Annotated in this window: 8 protein-coding genes; all 8 read left to right on the top strand. The window is 74.4% G+C overall.

The features are described 5' to 3' along the window. The first annotated feature begins 186 nt into the window (after positions 1–186). The 8 genes from bldG to tmk all read left to right on the top strand — a co-directional run bounded on the left by bldG (position 187) and on the right by tmk (position 12,068). Positions 187–528, top strand: a complete 342-nt coding sequence (bldG, locus tag ACFVYI_RS02430) for an anti-sigma factor antagonist BldG (RefSeq protein ID WP_148644090.1) — start codon at positions 187–189, stop codon at positions 526–528. 156 nt (positions 529–684) lie between these two features. Further along, positions 685–1,101 (top strand): ATP-binding protein, encoded by a 417-nt coding sequence (locus ACFVYI_RS02425; protein WP_387880656.1) that lies wholly within the window; start codon positions 685–687, stop codon positions 1,099–1,101. A 316-nt stretch (positions 1,102–1,417) separates the two neighbouring features. After that, positions 1,418–1,786 (top strand): cyclophilin-like fold protein, encoded by a 369-nt coding sequence (locus tag ACFVYI_RS02420; protein WP_387880653.1) that lies wholly within the window; start codon positions 1,418–1,420, stop codon positions 1,784–1,786. Positions 1,787–1,903: 117 nt separating this feature from the next. Then, complete coding sequence (locus tag ACFVYI_RS02415) at positions 1,904–2,614, top strand: small secreted protein (protein WP_387880650.1); 711 nt, start codon at positions 1,904–1,906, stop codon at positions 2,612–2,614. A gap of 241 nt (positions 2,615–2,855) precedes the next feature. Beyond that, entirely contained in the window at positions 2,856–4,388 is a 1,533-nt protein-coding gene (locus ACFVYI_RS02410; protein ID WP_387880647.1) for a methyltransferase, read from the top strand. A gap of 267 nt (positions 4,389–4,655) precedes the next feature. Then, complete coding sequence (locus ACFVYI_RS02405) at positions 4,656–5,117, top strand: DUF3592 domain-containing protein (protein WP_387880645.1); 462 nt, start codon at positions 4,656–4,658, stop codon at positions 5,115–5,117. A 527-nt stretch (positions 5,118–5,644) separates the two neighbouring features. After that, positions 5,645–8,506, top strand: a complete 2,862-nt coding sequence (gene topA, locus ACFVYI_RS02400) for a type I DNA topoisomerase (RefSeq protein ID WP_387880643.1) — start codon at positions 5,645–5,647, stop codon at positions 8,504–8,506. Positions 8,507–8,708: 202 nt separating this feature from the next. Further along, positions 8,709–12,068, top strand: a complete 3,360-nt coding sequence (gene tmk, locus ACFVYI_RS02395) for a dTMP kinase (RefSeq protein ID WP_387880639.1) — start codon at positions 8,709–8,711, stop codon at positions 12,066–12,068. Positions 12,069–12,215 lie beyond the last annotated feature (147 nt).

Below are 12,215 nucleotides of genomic sequence, written 5' to 3'. Positions count from 1 at the left end.
TCGTAAGCCATCGTGCGGGCATGGTCGCAGGTGGTTGAATGTGGCCGTGACGGCCGTACGGCCGGGGGTCGCAGCGCTGAGGCTCGCCACGCGTGGCTGGGTGCGCCCGGGGCTCGCGATCCATGCGGTGGCGGCCGTCCGGCCGAAGATCGCAATGACGTAGCAAGGCAAGGTGCTGGAGGTTCCGTGGACCTGTCCCTGTCGACCCGTACAGTCGGCGATCGCACGGTCGTCGAGGTTGGCGGCGAGATCGATGTGTACACCGCCCCGAAGCTGCGCGAGCAGCTGGTCGAGCTCGTCAACGACGGCAACTACCACCTCGTCGTCGACATGGAGGGCGTGGACTTCCTCGACTCGACCGGTCTGGGCGTGCTGGTGGGCGGTCTGAAGCGAGTGCGGGCCCATGAGGGCTCGCTGCGCCTGGTCTGCAACCAGGAGCGAATTCTGAAGATCTTCCGCATCACCGGCCTGACCAAGGTCTTCCCGATCCACACCTCGGTGGACGACGCGGTCAACTCGACCGACTGACCCGGCCGGGCCGGCCCCGTGCCGGCCCGCCCGATCCACGCGTCCGGTGTACCGGGGCCCTCGTGGCCCCGGTCTCCCGGCCGCCCCGGGGCCGGCTGAGACCGGCCCGCCGGGGCCCGCATGCCCGGCCCCGGCCGGACACCCCGAAGGGGAGAGATGGCAACCGTCGAACTTCGATTCAGCGCGCTTCCCGAGCATGTCCGTACGGCCCGGCTGGTCGCTGCGGCTGTGGCAAGACGAGCCGGGGTCGACGAGTCGGTGCTCGACGAAGTCCGGCTCGCCGTCGGTGAGGCGTGCTCGCGGGCGGTCGGCCTGCACCAGCGCGGTGGTATCACCGGTGCGGTCCGGGTCGCTCTCACTGACCAGGAGAAGCGTTTCCTCATCGAGGTCGAGGACGAGGCGGGCCCCGCCACCGTTCCGGCCCCGGGGGCTGACGAGGGTGATCCGGACGAGGACACCCTGGGTCTCGCCGTGATCACCGGACTGGTCGAGGAGCTGGAAGTCACCAGCGGCGCGAGCGGTGGCCTGATCCGGATGAGCTGGCCCGTCTCGGTCGATGCGATGGTGCTCTGACGCACGCGGACGCGTGCGGACCGATCCTTCGCCTTCCCCGTTGCAACAAGGCCTTGGCCGGCGCCTCGGTTCGGGCTGCGGTCCTCACGGCCGCTCGCCCGCCGTCACCGAGCCCGTGTTCTCCGGCCTCCGGTCCTCTGATACCCCGGGCCTGCCGCCCGTCTCCCGGCCTTCGCGGCCGCCGGGCCTGCCGGTTCCGCCGTCGAGCGGTCCACCTGGCGGGCAGGCATTGACAGGTTGTTGAATTCAGCGGTTCCCTGCTCTCGGCACGACCGGGCCCGATCAGCGATCGGGCCCGTCGTAGATGAGGGAACCCATGCGGATTCGCATTCTGTGGCCTGCCGGTCAGGCGCTCGCCACGCTTGAGGCCACGCCCACCGCCGAGGCGCTCTGGGGCGTGCTGCCGATCAGTTCGTCGGCCAGCACCTGGGGCGAGGAGGTGTACTTCGGCACGCCGGTCAGCGTGCCCAGGGAGGACGGTGCCCGACAGGTCGTCGAGCCGGGCACGGTGGCGTTCTGGACGGACGGGGACAGTCTCGCGCTGCCCTACGGGCCGACGCCGATCTCACGGGACGGGGAGTGCCGGCTGGCCGCCCCCTGCAACATCCTCGGCGCCCTGGACGCGGACCCCGACGTGCTGCGGACCGTCCGCCCGGGCGATCCGATCAGGGTCGAGCGGGCCTGAGCCGGTCCGGCCGGGGCCCGGGGAGGCCGATCGGGCCGGGGCGGGCGGGAACCGGGGGCCGGGTGGGGGCCGTGTAGGTTCGCAGTTCGACGACCGAAACCGAAAGGGCCTCTCCCGGTGAACAAGCGACTGCTGGCCGTACCCGCGCTCGGCGCGCTGCTGGCGTTCGGCGCCGTCGGCTGCGGCGACGACAACAGCAAGCAGCTGGAGTCCTGGGCGGCGAACGTCTGCGGCGCGGCCAAGGACCCGATCGCCCAGGCACAGACCGCCCTGGCGGACACCGGCCAGGTGAAGACCGGCGAGGCGCCGGGCGAACTGCAGAAGCGCCTCTCCGCCGACATCGGACGGCTGGCCAAGACCAACCAGGACATCGCCGCGGCCATCGACTCCGCCGGCGCGCCCAAGGTCGACGACGGCGGGACCCTCCAGAAGGACACCGTCGCCGAGCTCAACAAGGCGGCCGACGGTTACCTGGACGTCCAGAAGAAGCTGGACGCGCTGTCCAACGACGACCAGGCGAAGTTCGCGGACGGGCTGCGCAGCGTCTCCGACCAGCTGCAGCAGCTGGCCTCGCTCTCCACCCAGGCGCAGGCCAAGCTGCAGCGTGGCGACCTCGGTGCCGCGATGGCCAAGCAGGAGGGCTGCAAGCCGGGCTCGGCCGCCGCGGCGCCCACCGCCGGGGCGAGCGGGGCTCCGACGGCCGGTGGCAGCACCGGCACTCCCGCGCCCGGCGCGACGGACGGCGCGAGCCCGACGGGGAGTGCGGCCGCGACGGACCCGGCCGCGACCTCGGCCCCGTCCGCCCCCGCCGCCCCCTCGGCGAGCTGACCCGACCGGTCAGCGGCCGACCCGGCCGCTGACCGTCAGCCGTGGGCCGTCAGCCGTCAGCCGTCAGCCGTCAGCCGTGGGCCGTCAGCCGTCAGCCGTGGGCGGGACCGTCCGCCGAGCGCCGGCCGACCAGGCGTGGGCCCTTCGGGGGCCTCCTGGAGCCCCGTGGGAAAGGCTCGTCCGGCGGTGCGGTCGGCCCGGGCGGGGGAGCGGGCCCGGCGGCCCGGGGGACAATGGCGGGGTGATCAGTAGCCCCGTTCTCGACCCGACCCGCCTCGCCAAGTTCCGCGAGGCGCTGCTCGCGGCCTCGTACACCGCCGACGGCTGCCTCGACCTGCTCGGGCCCACCGGCTACGCCGCGCTGGCGCGCAGCGAGGCCGTGCCGGCCCTGCGCGCCACCCGCGGCGGCAGCCCGCTGGAGACGCTGGTGCGGCTGTTCCTGCTGCAGCAGCCCGTGCCGTACCGGGCGGCCGCCGCCGCGCTGCCGGTCGAGGACTGCCTGACCGACGGCTGGCTGCGCCCGGACGGCGATCTGGTGCGGGCCACCGTGGACGTCCGCCCGTACGCCAACGAGGTGTCCGGTCTGCCGAGTTCGGACGCCTGGGTGGTCTCCGACCTGGGCTGCGCGGTCGGTGGCGCGGGCGGGATCGGCTCGGGTGAGACCGCGCACGGCGTCGCCCGCAAGGACCTGGTGCTCGGGGTGGGGGGCGCGTCCACCACGCTGGCCAACATCACGGTGCGCCGGCCGGTCAGGGCCGCCCTGGACCTCGGGTCGGGCTCCGGGGTGCAGGCGCTGCACGCCGCCCGGCACGCCCAGCGGGTCACCGCCACCGACCTCAACCCGCGCGCCCTGCGGTTCACCGAGCTGACCCTCGCGCTCTCCGGGTTCGACAACACCGACGCCGTCGACGGCAGTCTCTTCGAGCCGGTCGGGGAGCGGAAGTTCGACCTGATCGTCTCCAACCCGCCGTTCGTGATCTCGCCCGGCGGCCGGTTCACCTACCGGGACGGCGGCATGGCGGGCGACGACCTCTGCCGCAGCCTGGTCCGCTCCGCCGCCGCGCACCTGGAGCCCGGTGGCTACTGCCAGTTGCTCGCCAACTGGCAGCACGTCAAGGGCGAGGACTGGCACGACCGGCTGGCCGGCTGGGTGGCGGGCACCGGCCTGGACGCCTGGATCGTCCAGCGGGAGGTCCAGGACGTCGCCCAGTACGCCGAGTTGTGGCTGCGTGACGGCGGCGACCACCGCGGCCCCGGCGGCGACTACCAGGCCCGGTACGGCGAGTGGCTGGACGCCTTCGAGGAGGGCGGGGTCGAGGGCGTCGGCTTCGGCTGGATCACCCTGCGGGCGAGCGGTGCCGAGCGGCCGACCGTCCGGGTGGAGGAGTGGCCGCACCCGGTGGAGCAGCCGCTCGGCCCGCACATCGAGGAGTGGTTCGACCGGCAGGACTACCTGCGCACGCACGACGACGCGGGGCTGCTCGCGGCCCGGTACGTGCTGGCCGACGAGGTGGTCCAGGAGCAGGTCGGCGCACCCGGGGCGGAGGATCCGGAGCACGTGATCCTGCGTCACAACCGGGGCATGCGGCGTGCCACCAAGGTGGACACGGTGGGTGCCGGGTTCGCCGGGGTCTGCGACGGGACGCTGTCGGCCGGCGAGATCGTGGACGCCATCGCGCAACTGCTCGGCGAGGACCGGGTGGTGCTGCGGGACCGGGTGCCGGAGTCGCTGCGGCTGCTCACCGAGCAGGGGTTCATCCGCCCGGTCGACTGACCGACGCCGCTCGCCGGGCGCCCGGTGGCACTCGGGCGCGACCCGGAGCGGGCCCGCACCCGGCGCTGTCCCGTGCCCGCTCGGGCCCGCACCTCGGCCCGCACCCCACTCGGGCCCGCACCCGGTGCGGGCCCGGCCCGGCATCGTTCGGCCGGTTCATCTCCCCGTATCCCCCGGTTCGCCCGCCGGTCGCTGCACAGCTGTCCCGCGTTGGCCCCCGACTGTGAGGCTCTGTCCACAGGCTGTGGACAGAGCTGGGGGCAAGGCGTGGACACGACGACGGCCACGGTGGGCGGCACCGTGCTCGCGTTCTTCGGCAGCGCACTGCTGCTCTGGTGCGCTGCCGAAGTGCGCCTTCGCCACCACGTGCGGCGCCGGGGTGTGCCGGCGGTGGCCACGGTGGTCGCCGAGGCCACCGCGCACGGTGAGCTGGACAGCGCGCCGCTGCTCTCCTTCTCCGCGCCGGCCGCGCCCGGCGGTACCGGCCCGGGGCGCTGTGCCGAGCTGGTGCTCACCCGGCCGCGCGGTCACACCCCGCTGCGCCGGCCGGCCCGCTTCGCGCCCGGTGCGTCCGTCCGCATCTCCTACGACCCGCGTCGGCCGAGCCGCGTCGTCCTGGCGGCGGCGGAGACCGGTCGGGCCGCGGTGGCCGATCTGCTCTGGACGTCGCTCGGCACCGGCTGCGTGGCGGCGGGGGCCGTCCTGATCACCGCCGGTCTGACGGGCTGAGCGCGCCCGGGCCCGATCGCGCGGCCCGGCAGTTGCTCGACCGGTCCGGCGCATTCCGGTCAGGTCCGGCTCGGTCCCGTCCGGTGTGCAGGCCCGGGCGCGCAGGCCCAAGCGCGTCGCCGCACCGCCACACCGCGGATGGACATACCGGGGTACTGGGTGTGCAACCGGCCCGTACCGTGCCCCGGTGCTCGCCGCCCGCCTACCATCGGCCCGCCGCCGAGGCGTGTCGATTTTCCGTTGACAGATTTTGAAATCCGTCATTCCATCCTTCGAAACCCGCCGAAGCCCCCCTCCACGGGGCGCGATCCTCCATCATCGGGTTACCGTTCGAGTGGCGTCGGTCGGCCTTGCCGGTGAAAAAGCAGGATCCTTCCGTTTGACAAGGGTGGCCGGGGTACGGTCACACTCCGCTGGTGGGGTCGTCGTGCAGCGGCAGCCCCGGGACGGTGGAGGGGTCGGGCGGAGCGCAGCCCGTGCTGCCAGCGCCGACCAGCTCACATAACGACCGGGAGAGAAGAGCGAAGGTGTCCCCGAGCAGCGAGACCGCGCACGGACAGCGACTCGTCATTGTCGAGTCGCCGGCCAAGGCGAAGACGATCAAGGGCTACCTTGGCCCCGGCTACATCGTCGAGGCGAGCGTCGGGCACATTCGGGACCTGCCCAGCACAGCGGCCGAGGTCCCGGACAAGTACACCGGCGAGGTGCGCCGCCTCGGCGTCGACGTCGACCACGACTTCGCGCCCATCTATGTGGTGAACGCGGACAAGAAGTCCCAGGTCAGCAAGTTGAAGTCGCTGCTCGCGGAGTCCGACGAGCTCTTCCTCGCCACCGATGAGGACCGCGAGGGCGAGGCCATCGCGTGGCACCTCCAGCAGGTGCTGAAGCCCAAGGTGCCGGTGCACCGGATGGTGTTCCACGAGATCACCAAGACCGCGATCCAGGAGGCGGTGGCCAACCCGCGCGAGCTGAACCAGCGCCTGGTCGACGCCCAGGAGACCCGTCGCATCCTCGACCGCCTCTACGGCTTCGAGGTCTCGCCGGTGCTCTGGAAGAAGGTCATGCCGAAGCTCTCGGCGGGCCGGGTGCAGTCCGTCGCGACCCGCCTGGTGGTCGAGCGGGAGCGCGAGCGGATCGCCTTCCGCAGCGCCTCCTACTGGGACCTGGTCTCCACCTTCGGCACCGGCCGCACCCCGGCCGACGCCGCCAACCCGGAGACCTTCGGCGCCCGGCTCTCCGCCGTCGACGGCAAGCGGATCGCCAGCGGCCGCGATTTCGGCTCGGACGGCCGCCTGAAGGCCGGCAGCGTCAACACCCTGCACCTGGACGAGCAGGCCGCCCGCGCGCTGGCCGCCGCCCTGGAGCAGACCGCGTTCAGCGTCCGCAGCGTCGAGTCCAAGCCCTACCGCCGCTCGCCGTACGCGCCGTTCCGCACCACCACGCTCCAGCAGGAGGCCAGCCGCAAGCTGGGCTTCGGTGCCAAGCGGACCATGCAGGTGGCCCAGAAGCTGTACGAGAACGGCTTCATCACCTATATGCGTACCGACTCCACCACGCTGTCGGAGACCGCGATCACGGCCGCCCGGGCGCAGGTCACGCAGCTCTACGGGGCCGACTACCTGCCGGACGCGCCGCGCACCTACGCCAGCAAGGTCAAGAACGCCCAGGAGGCGCACGAGGCCGTCCGCCCGTCCGGCGACCGCTTCCGCACCCCCGCCGAGACCGGCCTGAGCGGCGACGACTTCCGGCTCTACGAGCTGATCTGGATGCGCACCGTCGCCTCCCAGATGAAGGACGCGGTCGGCCAGTCCGTCACGGTGAAGGTCGGCGGCCGCTCCTCGGACGGCCGGGACGCCGAGTTCTCCGCCTCGGGCAAGATCATCACCTTCCACGGCTTCCTCAAGGCCTACGTCGAGGGTGCCGACGACCCGAACGCCGAGCTGGACGACCGCGAGCGCCGGCTGCCGCAGGTGACCGAGGGCGACCCGCTGGCCGCCGAGCAGCTCACCCCGGAGGGCCACGCCACCAAGCCGCCGGCCCGGTACACCGAGGCCTCGCTGGTCAAGGAGCTGGAGGACCGGGAGATCGGCCGCCCGTCCACCTACGCCTCGATCATCGACACCATCATCGGGCGCCGCTACGTCTTCAAGAAGGGGACGGCGCTGGTGCCGTCGTTCCTCTCCTTCGCCGTGGTCAACCTGCTGGAGAAGCACTTCGGCCGGCTGGTCGACTACGACTTCACCGCGCGGATGGAGGACGACCTCGACCGCATCGCGGCGGGCGAGGCGCAGTCCGTGCCGTGGCTGAAGCGCTTCTACTTCGGTGAGGGCGAGGGGCACGCCACCGGCGGTGCCGCCGAGGCCGGCAACGGCGACGGCGACCACCTGGGTGGTCTGAAGGAACTGGTCACCGACCTCGGCGCGATCGACGCCCGGGAGATCAGCTCGTTCCGGATCAGCGACGACCTCACCCTGCGGGTCGGCCGCTACGGTCCCTACGTCGAGCGCGCCTCCACCGTGGAGGGCGAGCCCGGCCAGCGCGCCGACATCCCGGAGGAGCTGCCGCCGGACGAGCTCACCGTCGAGCTGGCCGAGGAGCTGCTGGCCAAGCCCAGCGGCGACTTCGAGCTCGGTCAGGACCCGGTCAGCGGCAACCAGCTGGTCGCCAAGGACGGCCGGTACGGCCCGTACGTGACCGAGATCCTGCCCGAGGGCACGCCCAAGACGGGCAAGAACGCCGTCAAGCCGCGCACCGCGTCGCTGCTGAAGACCATGGCGCTGGACACCGTCACGCTCGACGACGCGCTGAAGCTGCTGTCGCTGCCGCGCGTGGTCGGGGTGGACCCGGAGGGCGTGGAGATCACCGCGCAGAACGGCCGCTACGGCCCGTACCTCAAGCGCGGCACCGACTCCCGCTCGCTCACCAGCGAGGAGCAGATGTTCACGGTCACCCTGGAGGAGGCCCTGGCCATCTACGCCCAGCCCAAGCAGCGCGGTCGCGCCGCCGCGGCGCCGCCGCTCAAGGAACTGGGCACGGACCCGGTCAGCGAGCGTCCGGTGGTGGTCAAGGACGGCCGCTTCGGCCCCTACGTCACCGACGGCGAGACCAACGCCACGCTGCGCAAGGACGACGAGGTCGAGACCATCACCCCCGAGCGCGGCTATGAGCTGCTCGCGGAGAAGAGGGCCCGCGGGCCGGTGAAGAAGACGGCGAAGAAGGCCCCGGCGAAGAAGGCGGCGGCGAAGAAGACCGCCACCAAGACGGCCACCGCCACCAAGACGGCCGCGGCCAAGACCACGGCCAAGAAGACGACGACCAAGGCCGCCGCGAAGAAGACGGCCACCAAGAAGGCCGCCGCGAGCAAGGCCACCGCCACCGACGAGGGCTGACCCTCCACCAGTGGCACCGGGCCCGCGTCCTCTCCGGAGGCGCGGGCCCGCGGTCTGTGGACGACCGGTGCGCGGCACGGTGGGCCGGGCCTGCGGCGGGCGGTGCCGAGCATGTGCGCGGTGCGTCACAACCCTGCAATGACGGGTATCCGGAAGCCCGCACCCCTCTTTTCCGGCCGGTGCCGACCGCTACGCTGACCGTATGACGAGCGAGGAGCAGCCCACCCCCGGCGCCGGCGGTGCCGCCAGAGCCGGCACGCCCGACCTGCCCGAGGTCGCGCCCGCCGGGACTCCCGGTGAGCGGGCCCGGGCGTTGCTGCGGCTGCGCCCGTACCGCCGCCTCTGGACCACTCAGCTGATCGGCGGCACCGCCGACCGGCTCGGCCTGCTGGTGCTGCTCGCGCTGACCGTGATCGCGGCCGCCCTCGGCGGGCAGTTCGGCGACCTGCCGCGCAGCCTCGCCTTCGCGGTCGCCGCGGTCTTCGCGGCCCGGCTGACCGCCACCCTGCTGGTCGGCGCCGCCCTGCTGGGCCCGGTGCACGGGCTGCTCAGCGGCAGGCTGGACCGGCGTTGGACGCTGCTCGGCGCCGACGTGCTGCGGGTGGTGCTGATCGGCATCGCGCCCTGGTGGATCGTCTGGCTGGGCTCCGGCCTCAGGCCCTCCGGCGCCGCGACCTACGTGCTGCTCGCCACCGTCTTCGTGACCGGCGCGGCCGAGCGGGTCTGGGCGATCGCCAAGGCCGCCGCCGTGCCCGGCCTGCTGCCGCCGGCCAACCCCTTCGTGCCCCCGGCCGAGCAGCGCCCGTCCGCGGCCAACCTGGAGAGCGTCCGGACGCTGGACCGCCGCACCGGCTGGGCCACCGTGCCGCTCGCCGCCGCCGCGCTGGTCGCGCTCACCCTGGTCAACAACGTCTTCGCGGCCCTCGGCTCGGACTGGCTGCGCATCCACCAGACCACCTTCGCGGCGCTCGGCGCGGCCGCCCTGTTCGCGGTCTCGGCCGGCCGGGCGTACCTGCAGGAGCTGCCCGGCGGCCCGACGGCGGCCGCCCCGTCCTCCCCGCTGCGGAGCCTGCGGGCCCCGACCGACGCCACGCCCGGTCCCGCGCTGAGCAAGGGCCGCACCGGCGGCGCCCCGTTCTTCACCTTCTCGGTCGCCGCCGCCTACGCCTCGATGGCGGGCGTCGCCGCGCTCGCGCTGCTGACCGCCGCCGAGCACCGCGCCGGGCCGATCGGCTACGGCCTGCTGGTGCTCGCCGCCGCCGGCACGCCCGCGCTCGGTGCCCGGCTCACCCGGGCCACCCTGCCCGCGCTCTCCCGCCGCCGGCTGCTCGCGCTGGCGCTGCTGACCGAGGGCGTCGCGCTGATCCTGGCCGGCCTGGTGCTGGACTTCGTCCTGGTGCTGCTGCTGACCGTGCTGGCCGGCCTGGCCGCCGGGATCGTCATCTCGACCGGACGTGCGCTGCTCGCCCAGGAGGTCGAGGAGGACCGGCTGCCGAAGGTCACCGAGCACCTGTACGCGGTGCTGCGGGCCGTGGTGGGCGGCGCGCTGATCGTCGTCCCGCTGATCGCCGGGGCCTACGGCGAGGTCGAGTACGGCACCGTCGAGCCCGGTTCGTTCACCTTCATCCACGGCGGCGCCGCCCTCGCGGTGGCCACCGCCGGGCTGCTGACCCTGGTGCTCGCGGCCGTCGTGCTGCTCAGGACCGACGACCGGCGGGGCACCGCCCCGTTCGGCCGGGACCTGCTGGACGCCGTCCGCGGCGCCACCGGGCCGGCTCCGCACCGCACCACCGGTACCGGCTTCTTCATCGCCCTGGAGGGCGGCGACGGCGCCGGCAAGTCGACCCAGGCCCAGGCGCTCGCCGAGTGGATCCGGGGCAAGGGCCACGAGGTGGTGCTCACCCGCGAGCCCGGCGGCAGCCCCGTCGGCCAGCGGCTGCGCGGCCTCGTCCTGGACGTCGGCAACACCGGCCTGTCGCACCGCGCGGAGGCACTGATCTACGCCGCCGACCGCGCCGAGCACGTCGAGAACGTCATCCGCCCGGCGCTGGCCCGCGGCGCGGTGGTGATCACCGACCGGTACATGGACTCCTCGATCGCCTACCAGGGCGCCGGCCGCGACCTGGCCGCCACCGAGGTGGCCCGGATCTCGCGCTGGGCGACCGGCGGGCTGGTGCCCGACCTGACCGTCGTCCTGGACGTCGACCCGACCAGGGCGCGGGAGCGGTTCACCGAGGCGCTGGACCGGCTGGAGTCCGAGCCGACCGAGTTCCACCAGCGGGTCCGGTCCGGCTTCCTCGCGCTGGCCGCCGCCGACCCGGGCCGGTACCTGGTCGTGGACGGCAGCCGGCAGCCCGGCTTCGTCACCACCGCGATCCGCCACCGGCTCGACCGCGAGCTGCCGCTCTCCGAGCAGGAGAAGGCCTCCCGGGCCGAGCAGGAGCGGCTCGCCCGGGAGGAGGCCGAGCGCCGCGCCGCCGAGGAGGCCCGCCGGCGCGCGGAGGAGGAGGCCGCCGAGCGCAAGCGGTTGGAGCTGCTGGAGCAGCTCCGGGCCGAGCAGGCGGAGAAGGAGCGGCTGGCCAAGGAGGCGGCCGATCGGGCCGCCGCCGAGGCGGCGCGCAAGGCGGCCGAGGAGGCCCGGCGCAAGGCGGAGGAGGAAGCCCGCCGACGGGCCGAGGAGGAGGCCAGGCAGCGCGCGGCCGAGGAGGCCCGGCTGGCGGCCGAGGCCGCCGAGCGCAAGCGGCTCGCCGACGAGGCGGCCGCCCAGGCGGAGCTCCAGCGGCAGCGCGAGCGGCAGCGCGAGGAGCAGCGCCGGCGTGCCGAGGAGGCGCTGCAGCGGGCAGAGGAGGCCCGGCTGGCGCAGGCCGCCGCGCTCGCCGCGGCCGCTGCCGCCGCCGAGAGTGCGGCGGACCGGGCGGACCGGCCGGTTCCTCCGGTCGACGACGTGACCACCGAGCTGCGGGTCGTGCGGGAGCCCGAGGACGCCACCCAGGAGATCTCCGAGCGGGACCGTCGGGCGGCCGTCCGGGCGGCCGAGGCGGCCGGCGCCGCGGCAGCCGGCGGTGCGTCGGCGAGCCGGGCCCCGGAGGCCGATGCGACGACGAAGCTGCCGGTCGTCCCGGCGGACGAGACGGCCGTGCTGCCCCGGGTGCCCTCGGCGGACGCCGAGCGGTCCGGGGCGGGGCGCGACCACGCGGACCGCACCGAGGTGCTGCCCCGGGTCGAGCCGGGCCGCCCGGCCGACCGGGTGCCGCCGGTCGACAGCACCCGGGAGCTCCCGGTGGTCGAGGAGCAGCCGGCCGCCGAGCCGCGCCCCCGGCCCTCCTGGGCCGAGGAGACCCCGATGGACGACCTGCCGAGCCTCACCGACACCCTGTTGGGCTCGCGCGACGAGTGGGCCCGCTGGGATCAGGGCGGTCCCGCCGACCGGAAGCCGCAGGACCCGCGCGGTGGCGCCGCCGCTCCTCCGCCGGCGGGCGCCGGCGGGCAGGGCGGCCAGGGCCGGGCGGAGGGCGAGGGTGACGGCAAGGGCAAGGGCCGGCGCTGGGGGCGCCGGAGCTGACCGTCGAGCGGGCGGAGGAGCCGGCCACGGCCGGGCGGCGCTGCACCGGGCGGCGCCGCACCGGGTGAACGCTCGACGGGGTGGTGACGCGGTCCGACGGACCGTGGATCGGTCCCGACCGGTGGTGACTCGAAGGACGGCGGGCGG

This window comes from Kitasatospora sp. NPDC058218 (genome assembly GCF_042882445.1).
In the GTDB taxonomy this organism is placed as follows: domain Bacteria; phylum Actinomycetota; class Actinomycetes; order Streptomycetales; family Streptomycetaceae; genus Kitasatospora.
Note: the sequence above shows the minus strand (reverse complement) of the source record. Positions and strands in the feature narration are given on the sequence as shown.